21 protein-coding genes are annotated in these 18,242 nt (G+C 67.9%); 6 read left to right on the forward strand and 15 right to left on the reverse strand.

Annotation, left to right across the window (positions count from 1 at the left end; genetic code table 11):
• Nucleotides 1-21: 21 nt before the first annotated feature.
• From era to lepB, 3 genes are read right to left on the reverse strand one after another with little or no spacing between them, the layout of a single operon-like run.
• Complete coding sequence (era, locus tag ACP7AS_RS08830) at nucleotides 22-969, reverse strand: GTPase Era (RefSeq protein WP_426028492.1); 948 nt, start codon at nucleotides 967-969, stop codon at nucleotides 22-24.
• On the reverse strand, nucleotides 966-1,682 hold the full coding sequence (gene rnc, locus ACP7AS_RS08835) for a ribonuclease III (RefSeq protein WP_426028493.1): 717 nt from the start codon (nucleotides 1,680-1,682) through the stop codon (nucleotides 966-968). The genes era and rnc overlap by 4 nt, the downstream gene beginning before the upstream one ends.
• Complete coding sequence (lepB, locus tag ACP7AS_RS08840; protein WP_426028494.1) at nucleotides 1,682-2,530, reverse strand: signal peptidase I; 849 nt, start codon at nucleotides 2,528-2,530, stop codon at nucleotides 1,682-1,684. Before lepB ends, rnc begins: the two co-directional genes overlap by 1 nt.
• A gap of 36 nt (nucleotides 2,531-2,566) precedes the next feature.
• Between lepB and ACP7AS_RS08845 the strand changes: the two genes are divergently transcribed.
• Complete coding sequence (locus ACP7AS_RS08845) at nucleotides 2,567-2,950, forward strand: hypothetical protein (RefSeq protein WP_426028495.1); 384 nt, start codon at nucleotides 2,567-2,569, stop codon at nucleotides 2,948-2,950.
• Between the two features lie 5 nt (nucleotides 2,951-2,955).
• Here ACP7AS_RS08845 and acpS read toward each other — a convergent pair whose 3' ends face one another.
• The 6 genes from acpS to folK form a co-directional block, all read right to left on the reverse strand.
• Nucleotides 2,956-3,357: a holo-ACP synthase gene (gene acpS, locus ACP7AS_RS08850; RefSeq protein WP_426028496.1), complete on the reverse strand. Its 402-nt coding sequence runs from the start codon at nucleotides 3,355-3,357 to the stop codon at nucleotides 2,956-2,958.
• Nucleotides 3,354-4,091: a pyridoxine 5'-phosphate synthase gene (locus ACP7AS_RS08855; protein ID WP_426028497.1), complete on the reverse strand. Its 738-nt coding sequence runs from the start codon at nucleotides 4,089-4,091 to the stop codon at nucleotides 3,354-3,356. The genes acpS and ACP7AS_RS08855 overlap by 4 nt, the downstream gene beginning before the upstream one ends.
• Before the next feature lie 4 nt (nucleotides 4,092-4,095).
• Nucleotides 4,096-4,686 carry an orotate phosphoribosyltransferase gene (gene pyrE / locus ACP7AS_RS08860; protein ID WP_426028498.1) on the reverse strand — a complete coding sequence of 197 codons (591 nt, stop codon included), beginning with the start codon at nucleotides 4,684-4,686 and terminating at the stop codon, nucleotides 4,096-4,098.
• 39 nt (nucleotides 4,687-4,725) lie between these two features.
• On the reverse strand, nucleotides 4,726-6,912 hold the full coding sequence (locus ACP7AS_RS08865) for a RelA/SpoT family protein (protein WP_426028499.1): 2,187 nt from the start codon (nucleotides 6,910-6,912) through the stop codon (nucleotides 4,726-4,728).
• 101 nt (nucleotides 6,913-7,013) lie between these two features.
• Nucleotides 7,014-7,373: a DNA-directed RNA polymerase subunit omega gene (gene rpoZ, locus ACP7AS_RS08870; RefSeq protein WP_292124797.1), complete on the reverse strand. Its 360-nt coding sequence runs from the start codon at nucleotides 7,371-7,373 to the stop codon at nucleotides 7,014-7,016.
• Between the two features lie 85 nt (nucleotides 7,374-7,458).
• Complete coding sequence (gene folK / locus ACP7AS_RS08875; RefSeq protein WP_426028500.1) at nucleotides 7,459-8,016, reverse strand: 2-amino-4-hydroxy-6-hydroxymethyldihydropteridine diphosphokinase; 558 nt, start codon at nucleotides 8,014-8,016, stop codon at nucleotides 7,459-7,461.
• Between the two features lie 25 nt (nucleotides 8,017-8,041).
• On the opposite strand from folK, the gene ACP7AS_RS08880 reads away from it, so the two are divergent.
• Together ACP7AS_RS08880 and ACP7AS_RS08885 are read left to right on the forward strand one after the other, a co-directional pair.
• Complete coding sequence (locus ACP7AS_RS08880; RefSeq protein WP_426028501.1) at nucleotides 8,042-8,731, forward strand: uracil-DNA glycosylase; 690 nt, start codon at nucleotides 8,042-8,044, stop codon at nucleotides 8,729-8,731.
• Nucleotides 8,732-8,861: 130 nt separating this feature from the next.
• Nucleotides 8,862-9,077 carry a hypothetical protein gene (locus ACP7AS_RS08885; RefSeq protein WP_426028502.1) on the forward strand — a complete coding sequence of 72 codons (216 nt, stop codon included), beginning with the start codon at nucleotides 8,862-8,864 and terminating at the stop codon, nucleotides 9,075-9,077.
• A gap of 4 nt (nucleotides 9,078-9,081) precedes the next feature.
• Here ACP7AS_RS08885 and smpB read toward each other — a convergent pair whose 3' ends face one another.
• A complete protein-coding gene (gene smpB, locus ACP7AS_RS08890; protein WP_332640553.1) occupies nucleotides 9,082-9,531 on the reverse strand; it encodes an SsrA-binding protein SmpB in 450 nt (149 codons plus the stop codon).
• 20 nt (nucleotides 9,532-9,551) lie between these two features.
• Nucleotides 9,552-10,436, reverse strand: coding sequence for a 4-hydroxy-tetrahydrodipicolinate synthase (dapA, locus tag ACP7AS_RS08895; RefSeq protein WP_426028503.1), 885 nt, complete (start codon nucleotides 10,434-10,436; stop codon nucleotides 9,552-9,554).
• A 109-nt stretch (nucleotides 10,437-10,545) separates the two neighbouring features.
• Between dapA and ACP7AS_RS08900 the strand changes: the two genes are divergently transcribed.
• Nucleotides 10,546-12,633, forward strand: a complete 2,088-nt coding sequence (locus ACP7AS_RS08900; protein ID WP_426028504.1) for a transglycosylase SLT domain-containing protein — start codon at nucleotides 10,546-10,548, stop codon at nucleotides 12,631-12,633.
• On the opposite strand, the gene ACP7AS_RS08905 is transcribed toward ACP7AS_RS08900, so the two are convergent.
• From ACP7AS_RS08905 to ACP7AS_RS08920, 4 genes are read right to left on the reverse strand one after another with little or no spacing between them, the layout of a single operon-like run.
• Nucleotides 12,618-13,382 (reverse strand): ABC transporter ATP-binding protein, encoded by a 765-nt coding sequence (locus ACP7AS_RS08905; protein ID WP_426028505.1) that lies wholly within the window; start codon nucleotides 13,380-13,382, stop codon nucleotides 12,618-12,620. The genes ACP7AS_RS08900 and ACP7AS_RS08905 overlap by 16 nt on opposite strands.
• Complete coding sequence (locus tag ACP7AS_RS08910; RefSeq protein ID WP_426028506.1) at nucleotides 13,379-14,365, reverse strand: FecCD family ABC transporter permease; 987 nt, start codon at nucleotides 14,363-14,365, stop codon at nucleotides 13,379-13,381. Before ACP7AS_RS08910 ends, ACP7AS_RS08905 begins: the two co-directional genes overlap by 4 nt.
• Complete coding sequence (locus ACP7AS_RS08915) at nucleotides 14,362-15,159, reverse strand: ABC transporter substrate-binding protein (RefSeq protein WP_426028507.1); 798 nt, start codon at nucleotides 15,157-15,159, stop codon at nucleotides 14,362-14,364. Before ACP7AS_RS08915 ends, ACP7AS_RS08910 begins: the two co-directional genes overlap by 4 nt.
• A complete protein-coding gene (locus tag ACP7AS_RS08920; protein WP_426028508.1) occupies nucleotides 15,156-15,794 on the reverse strand; it encodes a TetR/AcrR family transcriptional regulator in 639 nt (212 codons plus the stop codon). The genes ACP7AS_RS08915 and ACP7AS_RS08920 overlap by 4 nt, the downstream gene beginning before the upstream one ends.
• Before the next feature lie 86 nt (nucleotides 15,795-15,880).
• On the opposite strand from ACP7AS_RS08920, the gene ACP7AS_RS08925 reads away from it, so the two are divergent.
• Together ACP7AS_RS08925 and ACP7AS_RS08930 are read left to right on the forward strand one after the other, a co-directional pair.
• The gene (locus ACP7AS_RS08925; protein WP_426028510.1) at nucleotides 15,881-17,377 is read left to right on the forward strand and encodes a glycosyltransferase family 2 protein; all 1,497 of its coding nucleotides are present in this window, start codon (nucleotides 15,881-15,883) and stop codon (nucleotides 17,375-17,377) included.
• Complete coding sequence (locus ACP7AS_RS08930; RefSeq protein WP_426028511.1) at nucleotides 17,349-18,242, forward strand: class I SAM-dependent methyltransferase; 894 nt, start codon at nucleotides 17,349-17,351, stop codon at nucleotides 18,240-18,242. Before ACP7AS_RS08925 ends, ACP7AS_RS08930 begins: the two co-directional genes overlap by 29 nt.

Raw genomic sequence — 18,242 nt, forward strand, 5'->3', positions numbered from 1 at the left:
TCGGGACGTTGAACACCCGTACTAGACGTCGAAATCCAGCCCGAACTGGGCGTAAAGGGCCCGTGAGTCCTGCCATTTCGGGTCGACCTTGACCGTGATGAACAGGTGCACGGGGCGATCGAGCAGCTCGGTCAGCTCCTCGCGCGACTTCTGGCCGATCCATTTCAGCGTCTGGCCGCCCTTGCCCAGCACGATGGGCCGCTGGCTCTCGCGCTCGACATAGATGGTCTGTTCGATCCGGGCCGAGCCGTCGGCCTTGTCCTCGAACGCCGTGGTTTCCACCGCTGCCGAATAGGGCAGTTCCTCGTGGACGCGCAGATAGACCTTCTCGCGCGTGATCTCGGCCGCCAGAACGCGCATCGGCACGTCGGCTGACTGGTCTTCCGGGTAGAGCCAGTGACCCGCCGGCATAGCCCTGGCCAGGCGCTGTTTCAGATCGTCAACGCCGTCGCCGCTGAGCGCCGAAATCATATAGACCTCGGAATAGACACCGGTTTCGAACATGGCTTGCGACAGGGCCAGCAGGGTGTCGCGGCGCATGCCGTCGATCTTGTTCAGGGCCAGGATGACCTGGGTACCGGTCGCCTTCAGATTGGCGATGATGGTCTCGGTATCCTCGGCCGAGCGGCGGTCGGCGGCCTGGCCTTCCTTGCCCTCTGCGGCGATGTGCGACGCCGCGTCGATCAGGTGCACCACCACATCCGCGTCCGACGCACCGCCCCAGGCCGAGGCGACCATGGCGCGATCCAGACGACGGCGGGGTGTGAAGATGCCGGGCGTATCGACCAGCACGATCTGGGCGTTCCCCTCGATGGCTATGCCGCGCACGGGGAAGCGCGTGGTCTGGACCTTCTGGGTGACGATCGAGACCTTGGTTCCGGTCAGGCGGTTGACCAGGGTGGACTTGCCAGCGTTGGGCGCGCCGATGATCGCGGCAAAGCCTGCACTCTGGTTTTCTGTATCGGTCAAATCACGCCTTCACGCTGCAGCAGGCCGATCGCGGCCGCTTTCTCAGCGTCCTGACGCGAACGCCCTTGTGCGGTCAAGGGCGGATGTCCGGCCACGCTGACTTCGACGGTGAACGTCGGGGCGTGATCCGAGCCCTTGCGTTCGACGATACGGTAGACAGGCAAAGGCTTTGCGTGGGCCAGCGCCCACTCCTGCAGGGCCGATTTCGGATTGGTCAGGGATTTGCGCGGTGGCGCAGCCAGTTCGTCCGCCCACGTCCGGTCGAACACGGCCTGCGCGGCCTCGATGCCGCCGTCGAACCAGGCCGCGGCCAGGATCGCCTCCATCGCGTCGCCCAAAACGCCTTCGCGACGGCGACCGCCCTGTTTGGCCTCGCCGGGAGACAGGCGCATGGCGTCGCCGACCCCGATGGCTTCGGCCACGCGGGCGCAGGCGGCCTTGTCGACAAGGGCATGCAGGCGCGACGACATCTCGCCTTCGTCGGCTTCGGGGTAGTCGCGCATCAGCCGGTCGGCGACGAGCAGGCCAAGCACCCGGTCGCCGAGGAACTCCAGCCGCTGGTTGTCAGAGAACAGGCGTCCACGCGCGTCGCGCTCGGCCCCCTCCCCCACGCTGGCGTGGGTCAGGGCGAGATCCAGCAGGGCCGGATCCCTGAACGCGTGACCGAGGCGGCGCGAAAGGGCCCGGACTGCCTCGGCCCGTCGATCTGCCATCAGTGCAGGACGGTGAAGAACCGGCTCGGACGGATGTTCTTAAACCAGCTGACCGGATTCCACAGCGACGCGCCGGGCGTCCATGAGAACAGGATGATATCCGCCTTGCCGATCAGGTTCTCCGCAGGCACGAGGCCCACGCCCTGGGACTGCTCGACGCGGCTGTCGATCGAGTTGTCGCGGTTGTCGCCCATCATGAAGTAATGGCCGGCCGGAACCTCGAACACAGGGGTGTCATCCAGGTCATTGCCGGGACCGAAGTCCTGGATGCTGATCGTCTTGCCCTCTGGCAGGGTCTCGCGCATCCGGACGATCGGCATGCCGTACATATTGGTCACGTCGTCGCCGCTGACCACGACGTCGCGCACGGGCTGGCCGTTAATGTTCAGCACATTGTTGATCATCTGGATCCGGTCGCCCGGCAGGCCGATCAGGCGCTTGATGTAGTCCGTCTTGTTATCGCGCGGCAGCTTGAACACGACGATGTCGCCGCGTTTCGGGGTCTGCCCCAGGATACGGCCATCGAAGATCGGAGGGCTGAACGGGATCGAGTGTTTCGAATAACCGTAGCTCCACTTGGACACGACGATGTAGTCGCCCTCATAGAGGTTGGGCTCCATCGACGCCGACGGGATGGTGAAGGGCTGGAACAGCACGACGCGCAGCACGAAGGCAATCAGCAGGGCGAAGAAGATCGTCTTGATGAACTCGAAGCCCTCGCTGCTGGAGCCGCCACCGGACTTCTTCCTGCTGCCTTTGCCGCGGGCGTAGACCGGGGTCGTGTTGACCTCCTCGAACGGGGCGTCACCGGAGTCGCTCCAGACCGGCGGTTTTGATGCGACGACCACAGCCGCACCAGCGACTGCGGCGGCGACCGGTGCCGCGTGATCGTCGTGGCCGTGCGCGGCAGGCGCTGCGTGCCCGTGGTCGTCATGCCCATGGGCCGGCGCCGCGTGTCCGTGATCATCGTGGCCGTGCGCGTCAGCCGCTGCGTGACCGTGATCGTCGTGGCCGTGGGCCGGAGCGGCGTGTCCGTGATCATCGTGACCATGGGCGGGCGCAGCGTGACCGTGATCGTCGTGGCCGTGCGCGTCAGGCGCTGCGTGGCCATGTTCGTCGTGGCCGTGCGCGGCAGGCGCAGCATGCCCGTGATCATCGTGACCGTGACCCGCGTCATGACCGTGATCGTCGCGCGGCTTGTGCTCGTCGCTCATTGTGACTCTATCCCCCAGCCGCTGTTCGCGGTCATTGCGGCGAAATCGGTATAACGTGATTAAGCTATCGGCAAGGCTTCGATCACCACGAACGCCAGGGCGTAGGGATGCTCGTCGCTGAGCGTCAGATGTATCCAAGGTTCGTGACCGGGTGGTGTCAACCTTTGCAGGTGTTCCGCGGCATGGCCGGTCAGGGCCAGGGTCGGCTGTCCCGAGCGCTGGTTCACCACCCCCATGTCCCGCCAGTAGACGTCCGTGCGCATGCCGGTCCCCAAGGCCTTGGCGCAGGCCTCTTTGGCCGCGAACCGCTTGGCGTAGCTCCACGCCGGATCAGGCTTACGCTCGGACCTGGCCTGCTCCAGCTCGGTGAAGCAGCGTTGTTTGAAGCGGTCGCCGAACCGTTCGAGCGAACGTTGGATACGACGAATGTCGCAAAGATCGGCACCGACACCGATGATCACGGCACAGCGTCCATGGCCGCCCGCATGCGGTGTATGGCGCTGGTCAGGCCGGTGAACACCGCCTCGCCGATCAGGAAATGGCCGATATTCAGCTCGCGCACCTCTGGAATGGCCAGCATGTGCGGTGCGGTGACGTAGTCCAGCCCATGGCCTGCATGGACTTCCAGGCCGAGGTCGAAGGCCAGTGTCGCCGCCGCCTGTAGACGCTCGAACTCGACGGCCCGGTCGTCGCCTTCGAGATGGCAGTATCGCCCGGTGTGAAGTTCCACCACCTGGGCCCCCACCGCATGGCAGGCCTCGATCTGCGCCCGGCTCGGTTCGACGAACAGGGACACCCGCATCCCGGCGTCGGCCAGGGCCTTTACGACCGGCTCGATGCGGGCTTCCTGCCCCGCGACGGCCAGCCCGCCCTCGGTCGTCACCTCCTCGCGCCGTTCCGGCACCAGACAGGCGGCGTGCGGGCGATGACGCAGGGCGATGGCCAGCATTTCATCGGTCACGGCCATCTCGAGGTTCAGCGGCCGCCCGGCCTCGGCGCAGAGCCGGCTCAGGGCTTCGATATCGCTGTCGGTGATGTGGCGACGATCCTCGCGCAGATGGGCGGTGATGCCGTCGGCCCCTGCGGCCAAAGCTTCACGTGCCGCCCGCACCGGGTCGGGATGCACCCCGCCGCGGGCATTCCGCACCGTGGCCACGTGGTCGATATTGACGCCGAGACGCACTGGAGTCGCCATCGGCCTAACCCTTGCTCGCCAGGCGGCGGCTGCCGGGATCCTCGACCGGCAGGGCCGCCAGTTCGGGCGGAAGGGCATCGGCCGCGTATGCGGGCACGTCGAGCGTCGCCAGCGCCACCAGCGGCACACCCACATCCGCCCGGCCGCCCGAGCGATCCACGATACAGGCCGCCGCGACGACCGTGCCGCCGGCCGCCTGGATGGCCGCGATACATTCGCGCGAACTCAGGCCCGTGGTGACGATGTCCTCGACCATCACGACCTTCTGGCCGGGCTCGACGTGGAAGCCGCGACGCAGTTTGAACACGCCGCCCTCGCGCTCGACATACATGGACGGCACACCCAGCCAGCGCGCGGTTTCATAACCCGGAATTATGCCGCCGACGGCGGGCGAGATCGCCAGGTCCACCGGACCGACCGCCGCGGTGATCTTCCCGGCCAGAGCCTTGCACAGGCGGGCACAGCGTTCGGTGTCCATGAAGACCAGGTTCTTCTGCAGGAACACCGGACTGTGCAGGCCCGAGGACAGCACGAAATGGCCTTCACGCAGGGCACCGGCGCCGCGGAATTCGTTGAGTACGTCGTCTGAGGTCATGGCGGTTGTCATAACGGGCGCAACCGCTGCCGCAAGCCCCTAGCCCCGCGCCCTTTCGACCGTATCGACCGAGGGGTTGGTGCGCAGGGCGGCCATGATGGAGGTCGCGTGTTTGGCGTCCTCGACCTCCATGTCGATGTCGACGTCGAAGAAGTCCTGCTGCCGGTGGCTCATGACGAGGTTCAGGATATTGCCGCCCGCCTCGCCGATGATGGTGGCGACCTGACCGAGTACCCCGGGCGCATTCTTGATCGTGGCCCGGATGCGGGCGGCCGCCACGGCCCCCTGCTCGGCCTGCGGTGTCCATTGCAGGTCCTGCCAGACGGAATCGTCGTCGGCGACGTCGGCCAGGCGCTGGCAGTCGATGGTGTGGACCGTCAGGCCGGCCTCGGGTTCGAGAATGCCGACGATGCGATCACCCGGCACGGGCGAGCAACAGTGGCCGAAATGGATGCTGACCCCCGGCGTCAGGCCGCCGCCGCGCACGAACAGGCGGGCCTGTTCGTCGCCGATACGCTTGCGGTCCGGACCGGCCTTGAGGCGGCCCTTCAATGCGGGGAACAGGGTCTCGCCGACCTTGGCCGCCGAAACCCGGCCGCGACCGATGGCCTCGTAGAGGTCGTCTTCCGACGCGAACGACAGGGTCTCCAGCATCGCCTTGAGCGAGACCTCGGCCAGGGTCTTGCCGGCACGCGACAGGGTCTGCTCCAGCGTCCCGCGCCCCAGCTTCTGGAACTCGCCGCGCTCGGACGTGCGGATATGGCGTCGGATGGCCGAACGCGCACGGCCGGTAATGGTGAGGGACCGCCAGTCGACCGGGATCTCCCGCTTCGCGCCGCGGACGATCTCGATGACGTCGCCGTTCTGAAGCTGGGTCCGCATCGGCTTCAGTTCGCCGTTGATCTTGGCACCCACAGCCGTGTCGCCGACCTCGGTGTGAACGGCATAGGCGAAATCCAGCGGCATGCCGCCGCGCGGCAGGGTGATCAGCGACCCCTTGGGCGTGAAGACGAAGACCTGCTCGAGATACATCTCAAGCTTGGCGTGTTCGACCCAGTCCTCACCGCCCTCGCCATGCTCGATGACCTGAACGAGGTGGCGAAGATTCTGCAGCGGGTCGCGACCGCCGTCCGCCTCCATGGCCTCCTTGTCGAACCCGTAGGACTTGTTCTTGTAGGCCCAGTGCGCCGCGACCCCGTCCTCGGCCACGCGATCCATGGCCTCGGTGCGGATCTGCATCTCGATACGCAGGCCAGACGGGCCGACAACGGTCGTGTGCAAAGACCTGTAGTTGTTGGATTTCGGGGTCGAGATGAAGTCCTTGAATCGCTCGGGCACCATCGGCCAGGCGCGGTGGATGACGCCGAGGGCGCGGTAGCAGTCATCCTCGGCCTCGACGAGGACCCGGAAGCCGTAGATGTCCGACAGGGACGAAAATCCGACCGACTTGCGCTGCAGCTTGCGCCAGATCGAATAGGGCGTCTTTTGCCGGCCGAAGACCTCGGCAATGACCCCGGCCTCGGACAGCACCCGCTCAACCTCGCTCGACACGCCGTCGATGGCCCGGCCGTGCTCCAGCTTCAGCGCCTCAAGTCGCCGCTCGATGGCGGTACGGGCGGTCGGGTTCAGGTGTTCGAACGCCAGCTCTTCCAGCTCGGAGGCGATCGAGTGGATGCCGATCGAACGACCCAGCGGCGCATAGACTTCCAGGGTCTCGCGGCTGATCCGCTCGCGCTTCTCGGGCTTGACGTGTTTCAGCGTCCGCATGTTGTGCAGACGGTCGGCCAGCTTCACCAGCAGGACGCGAACGTCCTTGGAGATGGCGAGAATGAATTTGCGCAGGTTCTCGGCCTGGCGCGTGTGCTCGGCCTGTAGCTCCAGCCGCGACAGCTTGGTCACGCCCTCGACGAGCGACGCGACCTCCTCGCCGAACCGCTCGGCGATGTCGTCGCGCGTGGCCGAGGTGTCCTCGACCACATCATGCAACAGGGCGGTGACGATGGTGGCGGTGTCGAGCCGGTAGTCGGTCAGGATGCCGGCGACCTGGATCGGGTGGGCGAAATACGGATCGCCCGAGGCCCGCATCTGCGAGCCGTGCATCTTCATCGCATAGACATAGGCGCGGTTCAGGAGCGCCTCGTCCGCAGTCGGGTCATAGGCGCGGACGGCCTCGACCAGTTCGAACTGGCGCAGGACCTTCGAGCGCGGATGATCGGACGGGTCCACGTGGGGACGCGGACCTCCGGGATCGTTCAGATTGGCGGGTTCGGGCGTCGGCGCGGGCTGCCGCGCCGGCAGGATGGTGATACCGTTGGCGGGTTCCGCCGTCAGTAGCGTTCCTCCTGGCCGCCGTCGCGGTCGCTTTGCAGCGCCCGGATCAGCTCGGCCTCGGCCATGTTCATGTGCTGGGGTTCAGCCAGCAGGCCCACGATTTCAGCCTCATCCTCGGCTTCGGTGCGCTCGTCGACGCGTTGCAGGGCGACGATGACCGTCTCGCGCAGTTCGTCCGGCACGACGGTCGAGTCGGCCAGTTCGCGCAGGGCCACGACCGGGTTCTTGTCGTTGTCGCGATCGATGGTCAGCGGCGCGCCGTTGGCGATGGCGCGGGCGCGGTTGCCCGCCAGCAGAACCAGGCCGAACCGGTTCGGCACCTTCTCGATGCAGTCTTCGACAGTGACGCGAGCCATGAATATCCTCGGGCGCGGGGGGAGAACCGCACAAACTATAGGGTTGGACTGAATTGTGCAACGCCGCATGGGCGGGAATGAGGCGTCAGCGGTGGGGCGTGGCGTCTTTTCCCACGGACGCGGCGGCTGCGAGCGTCGACGCCGTGCCTCCCGCCGGATGCAACCAGTCCGGCGCGATCTCTGCCAGCGGGCCCATCACGAAGCGCCGGTCGGCCGCCCGCGGGTGAGGCAGGATCAGCCCGGACAGGTCGCCCGTGATCCGCCCGTAGGCGATCAGGTCCAGATCCAGCGTCCTCGGGGCGTTCGGCACATCTCTCAGCCGCCCGAAAGCCTCCTCGATCCGGCCCAGCGCCGCCATCAGGGCGTGGGGGTCATGGTCGGTGCGCACGATCACCACCCCGTTCAGGAAGGGCGGATCGTTCGGGTCGGGCCAGGCCGCCGACCGCCACCATGATGATCGCGCGACCACGTCGATCCCCTCGGAGCGGAACCGCGCCAGGGCGGCTTCCAGCGCCTCGCTGCAGTCGGTCCAGGGCCCGCAATCGTTACAGCCCAGCGCCACGACGACAGCGGCGTCCAGCCCGGCCGCGCCCTCGAACGGCACAGACGGCGGCGCTTTTTGCTGCGAGCCGGGCTTTTCCATCCGGGCGTCTTACATCAAGGAGGACATGAGCGCCCGCCCGTTGTCGAAGGATTCGCCCATCTTGCCGATCGCCCTCAAGACCGCTGTGGCCGAACCGCCCCGAGATTGTCCCCTGTGCCCTCGGCTGGTCGACTACCGACGCGAGAACCAGCGTCAGAACCCCGACTGGTTCAACGGCCCCGCCCCGTCGTTCGGCGATCCGGAGGCCCGTCTGCTGGTCGCGGGACTGGCCCCCGGGCGCACCGGGGCCAACCGCACGGGTCGGCCGTTCACCGGCGACGGTGCGGGCGTGATTCTGTACGAGACCCTGATCAAGACCGGTTTCGCGACAGGCCGGTACGAGGCCCGGCCCGACGACACGCTGACGCTGGTCGACTGCATGATCACCAATGCCGTGCGCTGCGCCCCGCCCGGCAACAAGCCCCTGCCCATCGAGGAGACGACCTGCCGACCGTTCCTGACGGCGCGTCTGGCCGCCCTGCCCCGGCTCAAGGTCATCGTCACCCTGGGCGACGTGTCACGGCGCAATGTGCTGAAGGCGCTCGGCCTGTCCGGCTCCGCGGCCCCGCCCGGCCACGGCGTAGAGGCGACGCTGGGCGGCTATGTGATCCTAAACAGCTATCACTGCTCCCGCCTCAACACGAACACCGGCCGACTGACCCCCGCCATGTTCGAGGCCATCTTCCGGCGCTCCCGCGAAATCATTGAAGCCTGACCGAACGCCGTTCTCCTGAGCGGCGAGTGTGGCTCCCGCGCCACGCGAATCAGCGCGCCTCGGGTGTAGCCTCATCAGTCAGGAACAGGGCTCACCAGCTTGCGTTGATCGATCAGCTTTGGAGGCTGTGATGCGTAGGTCGAACGGGGTGTTTACGCCCCAGGAACGGAAGACAGCCATCTGGGCCCTGCTGATGGCGGGCCTGATCGCGGCGCTGGGGCTCTTCGCCCAGCAATACAGCCAGCCCTCGGTCGGACCCGGGGGAATCGATGCCTATGCGACGGCCTCGACTCCGGGGGTCCTGGACGCCCAGCCTGTACTGGACCTCTCCAACCCCCTGGGGTGAGCCGTCAGCCCCGGTCCTTCATCAGCCGGGCCTTGTCGCGCTGCCAGTCGCGCTGGGCCGTGGCCTCGCGTTTGTCGTGCAGCTTCTTGCCCTTGGCGAGGGCGATCTCGATCTTGGCCTTGCCCGCCTCGTTCAGGTACAGCTTGACCGGGATGATGGTCTGGCCGTCGCGCTGGACCGCGCCGATCAGCTTGTCGATCTGCTTGCGGTGCAGCAGCAGCTTCCGGTGGCGGCGCGGTTCATGGTTGAAGCGGTTGGCCTGTTTGTACGGCGGGATGTCGGCGTTCACGAGCACGATCTCTCGCCCCTCCACCGCCGCATAGCTCTCGGCGATATTGGCCCGGCCGTCGCGCAAAGCCTTGATCTCGGTGCCCAGCAGCATGATGCCGGCCTCGATGAAGTCTTCCAGGAAATAGTCGAAGCGCGCCCGCCGGTTTTCGGCGATGACCTTCATCTTGGGGGCTGTGGACGCCATCAGCCGATACCCGCCTCCGCCATGGCGCGGTCGATGGCGGGTTTGACGGCCTCGGCCGTCGGAGCCAGCGGCAGGCGCACCTCCTCGCTGCAAAGCTGCAGGCGGGACAGGGCGTATTTGGCCGGCGAGGGCGAGTTGTCGAGGAACAGTGCCTTGTGCAGGCCGATCAGGCGGTCCTGCCAGTCCCGCGCGGTGGCGTAATCGCCGGCCGCCGCCGCCTCATGCAGCGCGACCATGCCTTCGGGAGCCACATTCGAGGTCACCGAGATCACCCCGACCCCGCCGTGGGCGTGGTACCCGAGATAGCTGGGGTCGTCGCCCGAGATCAGGTCGAACTGGCCGTTGATGTTGGCGCGCATCCAGCTGATGCGCGACAGGTCGCCGGTCGCGTCCTTGATGCCCACGATGTTCGGATGGGCCGCCAGCCGCGCGACGGTCTCGTTCGACAGGTCCACCCCGGTCCGGCCGGGCACATTGTACAGCAGCACCGGCAGCTGGACCGCCTCGGCGATGGCCTCGAAATGCAGGGCCAGACCCTGCTGCGATGGCCGGTTGTAATAGGGGGTGACGACCAGGGCACCATCCGCGCCCACGGTCTTGGCGAACCGAACCAGTTCGATCGCCTTGTCGGTCGCCGAGGATCCGGCACCGGCGATTACCCGGATGCGGCCGGCGGCGACCTGAACGCACAGTTCAACGACCCGCTTGTGCTCGTCCAGACACAGGGACGCGCTCTCGCCCGTCGTGCCCATCGGCACGACGCCGTGGATGCCGGCGGCGATCTGGCGTTCCAGAAGTCGGGTGAAGGCGACTTCGTCCACCTTTCCGTCACGAAGTGGTGTGATCAGGGCGGTGATCACGCCCTTGAACAAGGGGGCGGTCATTGAGAGAGTTGGTCCTGCGTGGAAATGGCGACAGTCGCCGCGACAAGCGCTGGAGGGTAGGTTGCCGGTCGCCTGACCGCAACCACGACGCATGGAGTTCGGACACGCAATGATCGCTGCCAGCCTCGCGGCCGCCCTGGCCCTCCTCGCGCCCGCGCCTGAAAGCCTGCTGTCGCAGGAAGTCCCCTACAGCGCCGTCGCATCGGGGCCGGTCAGCAATCAGGCGCGTCTCCTGAACGATCAGGACACGGTCCTTTTCCGCCAGGGACTCGCCGCCGCCCGGGCGCGTGATGTGACCGGTGCCCGCTCTGCCACCGCCCGGCTCGGCGACCCGGCGGCTCGAAAACTGGTCGAATGGGCCTTGTTTGACACCTCGGCCGAGCAACTCCCCTACAGTGACCTCGTCGTGGCGCAGACGGCGTTCGCCGGCTGGCCGCGGGCCGAGAGCCGCCGCATGGCCGCCGAACGCGCGCTCGATCTCGCGTCCGCCGGTCCGGACGCGGCCACGGCCCTTTTCGCGTCCGCGCCGCCCCTGACCGTCCAGGGGGCCATCGCCCTGACCGACGCCCTTGAGCAGCGGGGCCGCCGCAACGAGGCCCGTGCCCTGATCACCGACTGGTGGCGCACCCGGTCGTTCGATGACGCCGCCCAGACCCGCATTCTGAACCGTTGGGGCGGCTGGCTGACCCAAGCCGATCACGAGGCGCGGCTGAACATGCTGCTTCTGGGCTCGCACGGTCCGGCGACCCGGGCGATGGTTGCGCGCGTGCCGGCTGATCGACAGGCCGTGGCCAATGCCGTGATGGCCCTGCGCACGGCCTACAGCCCGGACGCCATCGTGGCGGGCCTCAGTCCGTCGCAGGCCATGGATCCCGCCGTCGTGCTGGACCGGGTGCGTCTGCTGCGCTCGCAAAATCGCCAGTCAGAAGCCTTCGGTCTGCTGCGCGCCCTGCCCGCGGCACCGTCGCACACCGATGGCCAGAACACCCTGTGGAGCGAGCGCCGCAACTATTTCCTCGACGCCCTGCAACAGCGCAACTGGCAGGCCGCCTATGACGCCATGGCCGGCCACGGCTTCCCCGCCGGAGACCGCAAGGTCGATGCCGAGTTCTTCGCCGGCTGGGTCGCCCTGGTGAAGCTGAACGATCCCGCACGGGCGACGACGCATTTCGAGGCGCTGCGCCAGATGTCGTCGACCCCGATCACCCAGGGCCGCGCCCTCTACTGGCTGGGCCGCGCCGCCGAGGCTCAGGGGTCGACCCCTGCCGCCGTGAACTATTACCAGGCGGGTTCGCGCCACATCCAGACTTTCTACGGCCAGCTGGCCGCCGAGAAGGCGGGCATGACGACCCTGACCCTGCCGGGCGATCCAGCGCCGTCCGCCACGGAGATCGCCGCCTTCGAGGGCAATGAGGTCGTGCGGGCGCTTCAAATCCTCGGCGAGACCGGCGAAACCAGCCTGTTCCGTGTCTTTGCCTATCAGCTCGACGACACCCTGCCCGACGGCTCCCAGCTGGCGCTGCTGATGGATCTGTCACGCAACTATGGTGAAGGCTTCACGTCCATGATGGTCGGACGCGCGGCCAGCCAGCGCGGCTTCCTGATGCCCGAGCGCCAGTACCCCATTCGCATCCCGCCGCAGGTCTCGGGGGCCGCCCCCCTAGAGTTCACCCTGGCGATTACCCGGCAGGAATCCAGTTTCGATCCGCGTGCCCGCTCCGGGGCCGATGCTCGCGGCATGATGCAGTTCCTGCCGGCGACCGGCGCGGCCGTCGCCCGCCAGCTCGGCATGCCCTTCTCGACGGAACGGTTGTGGGACCCGGACTTCAACATGACGCTGGGCAGCTTCCATCTCGGCGATCTTACCGGTGATTTCGGGGGCTCGATGCTGCTGGCGACCATTGGTTACAACGCCGGCCCGGCGCGGCCGCCCCAGTGGACCGCGCGGTGCGGTGATCCGCGCGCCGGTACCGTGGACCCGACCGACTTCATCGAGTGTGCGCCCTTCACAGAGACCCGCAACTATATGATGCGAGTCATGGAAAACATGCAGATTTATCGCGCCAGATTGAATGGGGGTACGGCCCCATTGAGACTGTCGGAGGACCTCAGACGCGGCGTGCCGGTGGGCCCGGGCCCCTATACGGTCTCTGCGTCCGAGACGGATTCGACGGCGACGCCCTACCCGGCCAACTGACGCCGGCCGGCCGCCAGAAGCGGTCCGTCCGGTCCGTCGATCCAGCGGCCACTCAGGCCGAACACCTGTGCCATCACCTCGGGCACAAGGGCCCGCATGGGTGGCGCATCGGCAACGACCCTGCCGTGATCCAGCACCACGACCCGATCGGCGAAACGCGCCGCGAGGGAGAGATCATGCAGGCTGACCAGCACTGCCTGCCCGTTCCGGGCCCTCGCCTGAAGGCGTTCCAGCACCATGAGCTGCGCCTCGGGGTCCAGCCCGGCGATCGGCTCGTCGACCAGCAGTCCCGTCGCACCCGTCGTCAGGGCCCGGGCGAGAAGCACCCGGGCGCGCTCGCCGCCGGACATTTCGGCCACGCCGCGATCGGCCAGATGTGCGGCCTCGACCTCCTTCAACGCGTCGAGGGCACGCGCCTGCGCCTCGCCGGCCTGCAGGAAGGGCACACCGAGGGCGGCGACTTCTATGGCCGGCAGGTTCCAGGCAATCCGGCGTTCCTGCGGCAGGTAGGCGACCCTCCCGGCCCGACGGCCCGGTGCAAGCGACAACAAGGCCTCGCCACCCAGCCGCGCCTCCCCCCGGGTCAGGGGCAGAAGGCCGGCCAAGGCCCGAATGACACTGGACTTGCCGGCCCCGTTCGGTCCGACCACGGCCACCAGCTCTCCGGCATCAACGGACAGGTCGACCGCGTCCAGCACGTCGCGTCCGCCCAGTGACGCCGTCGCGGCGATCAGGGCCAGGGCGCTCACAGCCGCCACTCCCGCGCCGCCCGCCAGGCGATCAGGGCGAACAGCGGGGCCCCGACCAGCGCCGTCAGCACGCCCAGCTTCAGTTCCTGATCGGTGGGGATGAGCCGGGCGAGCAGATCCGCCGTGACCAGCATCAGGCCACCCGCCAGCGCCGAGGGAGCCAGCAACCGCGCCGGATCGCCGCGCACGGCGCTGCGCACCAGATGGGGTGCCGCCAGACCGACGAAACCGATGACGCCCGCCACCGCCACCGCCGCACCGGCCGCAAGAGCGGCGGCCAGCAGCGCCAGCAGGCGCAGGCGAACCATGGGCAGACCAGAGGTCCGCGCCGTCTCTTCGCCAAGGCTGAGCATCCGCAGGCCCGGCGCGGCAAGGGCCGCAAGGATACCCGACACCAGTACCGCCGGGGTGACCCAGGCCACATCGATCCAGCTGCGGTTCTGCACCGAGCCGAGCAGCCAGCTCATGACCTCGGCAGTGGCGATCGGAGACGGCGACAGGTTGAAGATCAGGGCGGTGGCCGCGCCGGCGAAGCTCGACACGGCCACGCCGAACAGGATCAGGGCCTCGGGCGACCGGACACGGGCCGAGAACAGGATCAGCAAGCCGCCCGCCAGACCGGCTCCGGCCAGGGCCGAGACCTCGACCACGCCCGGCATCGCGGCCGCTCCCAGGACGATGGCGGTCGCGGCGCCAAGCGATGCGACCGCCGACACGCCCAGCACACCGGGATCGGCCAACGGATTTCTCAGCAATCCCTGCATGACCGCACCCGCCAGTCCCAGTGCCGCGCCCACCATCAGGGCGGTGACCACGCGCGGCGCTCGGACCTGCCACAGAACCACGCCCGGGCCGGACGCGGGATCGCTGAACGCCTGCGCCCACTGGCTCGCATCGAACAGGCTTTCACCCAGCATGATCCCCGCGACAACGGCCGCAACGATCAGCGCGGCCAGAATCAGGGTCAGGCGCGAAACCTTCACGCACCGGCCTTGAGTATCGCGGCGGCATCGGCGGCGAACCATGCCGGACAGGTCAGGGTCGCCGCGGGCAGTCGGGCCGCGACCCGCCCCTGCGTCAGTCGCCGCAGGACGGGATGACGCCCTGCACCGCGCCAGTCACCCCGCGGTTCATCGAAGAAGCCCAGAACGAACCGTGCCGGCGGGGACAGGACCATCCGCTCGATGCTGACGGGCATGAAAGATGGCGCGACCACGGCATTGGCGAACCCCGCGGCCGTCAGGATGGCGTCAATCAACGTCCCCTGCCCCGCCGTAAATCCTCCGGCGGTCAGATACAGGGCCCGCGGTTTCTGTGTCCGGCCCATCCGAGCCGGCTTCGCCAGCGTCGCGTCCATTCGGGAGACCAGGGCCTCACCCTGCCGCTCGGCGCCCACGCCTTGCGCGACAGAGCGAATATTCCGGCGTATCCCGTCAAAGCCCGTCGCATCCGCGATGGTCAACACGCGGACGCCGTCGGCTTCCAGTCGCGCCAGCAGGCGGGGTTCTCCCCCCCAGTACCTCACCACGACATCAGGCTGAAATGTGATCGCCGCCTCCAGCGTCGGCCGCACCAGACGACGTCCGGCTGCGGCCTGACGCATCCAGGCATCAGGATCGTCGGCGCGCGGCGACAGGGCCAGTTCGGCGTCGGGTGCCAGCGCCAGCACATACTGGTCGGCACACTGATCCAGCGACATGACCCGCAACGGTCGTGCCTCGGCTGCGTCGGGCCCGATCAGGATCACGCCGGCAACCGCCAGTGCGACGCGCTTCATGGTTTGAGCAGCCCCGCCATCAGGCCGTCCATCAGGGTGTTGACCAGGGTCTCGCGTTCCACCCAGTCGAAATAGGGTTTGGTGATCATCAACGACACCACGCCGTGACCGCCGGCCCACAAAGCCTGTGCCGTACTCCTCGCATCTCCGCGAAGATGTCCCGCCGCCCCGATGTCCTCGACCGTCCGTTCGAACGAGCGGAAGAGCTCGTGCCCCAGCTCTGTCGCGGCGGACTGGGCCCCTTCGCGCAGTTCAACGGGACGGGTCATATAGGCCAGCCGATAGGCATTCGGATTTTCAAACCCGAAATTGACATAGGCCCGCAACATCAACCGCAGCCGGACTTCCGGCCCGCCGGGATGGGTGATCGCGGCCTCATTGGCCTCCAGCAGGGATGAAAACGCACGGCTGCAGATCTCGTGCAGGATCGCGCTCTTCTCGGGAAAATGCATGTAAAGCGCCGTGGACGACAGTCCGACCTCGTCCGCGATCTTGCGGATCGTGGCACCTTCATAGCCGTGTTCGACGAAGATCCGCTCGGCCGCCGCCAGGATTTCCGCACGGCGCGCATGACCCTCGCCTTTCGGCTTTCTCTGCGAGCGGGGATTGAGGGTCACGGCGGTCAAGATACGCACTCCGAACGTCCTCCTCCTGAATAGCGGCATTCCTCGACATCCGCCAACCGCTTGCCCTGCGTGAATCAGCAAGATAACCATGCGTTGTGGAACCTCTGGGGGTAAGCAATCTTGAGGATCGGCGGCGAGATGCCGATCGGTACGGTCCGCCGCTGTCCCGCAGCGCGGCCAGTCGAGGGATTGCGCCCTTTCAGGCGGGCGTCCTGCTCCTGCTGGCGGCGTCGACAGGTCTCCTGGCATGGTTCGCGCCTGAAAGCCTTGGGCGGGGGATCATCCTGGCGGGTGCCTGGGGCTTTCTGGTCGTCGCTGTCTGGCGTGTCGGTCTGATCATTGTGAGCGCGGTGTCGCGCCCTCCTCCGCCGGAACCGCCGGTCTGGCCGCGCTATACCGTCCTGGCGGCCCTGCATGACGAGGCCGAGGTGGTCGGTCAGTTGATCGAGCGCCTGTCGCGGATCGACTATCCCCCGGATCGGCTGCAAGGTCTGCTCCTGCTGGAAGCGCACGACCACGACACCATCGCCACGGCCCTGGCGACGCCCCGGCCTGGGTGGCTGGACGTATTTGTGGTTCCGCCCGGCACGCCGCAGACCAAGCCCCGGGCGCTGAACTGTGGACTCGCCCACGCCACGGGGGACTTGCTGACCGTCTATGACGCCGAGGACGATCCCGATCCGCGGCAGCTTCGCGAGGCCGCGAGCCGGTTTGCCGCCGACCCGACCGGTCGACTGGCCTGCCTGCAGGCCCCCCTGCGTATCCGGCCGGATCGACCGTCGGACGGATCACCCTTCCTAGATCGCCAGTTCGCCGCCGAATACGCCAGCCTGTTCGAGACGACCTTGCCAGGGATGGCGCGGCTGGGCCTGCCGTTTCCGCTGGGTGGCACCAGCAATCATTTCCGGACCGACGTCCTCAGCGCCGTCGAGGGGTGGGATTCCTGGAATGTGACCGAGGACGCCGACCTCGGGTTCCGGCTCTGGAGCCGGGGCTGGCGGCTGGGCGTCATCTCCCGCCCGACCTGGGAAGCCCCGCCGAGCAGGCTCGATGACTGGCTGCCCCAGCGAACGCGCTGGCTGAAGGGCTATCTGCAGACCTGGGGCGTGCATACGCGTCGGCCGTGGCAGCTGGGCTGGCGCGGTATAACCGCCCTCACCCTGACCGTCGGGGCCGGCCTTGCGGCAGCGGCGCTGCACGGCCTTTCGCTGGCCTGGGTCGCGGCCGCCGTCCTGGTGTCCCTGATCGCCGGCCTCCCGCCGGAAACGCCGGCCCTGGCTGTCAGCGTTCTGGTGCTCGGCGCGGCCTCGGCCTGGCTGTCGTGCGCGATCGGGGCGCGGCGAGCGGGCGTGCCCTACGGCCCTGCCGACATGATCACGGCACCCGCCTACTGGGCCCTGCTCAGCCTGGCCTTCGCCCATGCGCTCTGGCGGCTGATCCGTAACCCCTTCGCCTGGGACAAGACCCGGCACCGACGCGACGCCCCGCTCGCGGAAGGCGAAGCCGCCGCGGAAACACACGAGGTGCTGGACGCGACCGCGCCTCTCCGCCTATCAGCCACCTATGCCGCCGCGTCTGAACCCGTCGCCTGAAACCCTGATCACCCGCGCCTGGGCCGATTACGCCCTTCTGGACAGCGGCGACGGCCGCAAGCTGGAACGCTATGGCCGCTTTACCGTGGTCCGGCCGGAACCCCAGTGCTTCTGGGCCCCGCGCGATCCGGCCGCCTTTGACGCCGCCGACGCCGTGTTCGATCCGACCGACGAGGACGAGAGCGGCCGCTGGCGTTTTGCCGGCAATCCGATCGATACCTTCCCCCTGGCCTGGCGCGACGTGCGCTTCACCAGCCGGTTCACGCCCTTCCGCCACCTCGCCTTCTTCCCCGAGCAGGCCGCCAACTGGGAGTGGCTCGACGGGCGGATCCGGACCCTGCGCCAACCGCGCATCCTGAACCTGTTTGGCTACACGGGCGTCGCCAGCCTCGCCTGCGCCGCGGCCGGAGCCGAGGTAACCCACGTCGACGCCTCGAAGAAGTCCGTGGCCTGGGCGCGCGAGAACGCCGAACTGTCCGGCATGACCGACCGGCCGATCCGCTGGATCGTCGAGGATGCCCGTAAATACGCCGCGCGCGAGGTGCGGCGCGGCTCGAAATACGACGGCATCATCCTCGATCCGCCCAAATACGGACGCGGCCCGACGGGCGAGGTCTGGCGGCTGTTCGAGGACCTGCCCGGCCTGCTCAAGGACTGCGCCGCCCTGTTGTCGGACGATGCCTCCTTCCTGCTGCTGAACGCCTATGCCGCGCGCATCTCCGGCCTGTCGCTGTCGCACCTGATGGCCGAAGCGACCGCCGACCGGGGCGGGACCATCGACTGGGGCGAACTGGCCCTGGCCGAGGACGGGCCTGCCGGCCGCGCCATCGGTCTGAGCTTCTTCGCGCGCTGGTCAGCCCAATGA

The organism is Brevundimonas sp. TWP2-3-4b2 (genome assembly GCF_049897345.1).
Classification (GTDB): Bacteria; Pseudomonadota; Alphaproteobacteria; order Caulobacterales; family Caulobacteraceae; genus Brevundimonas.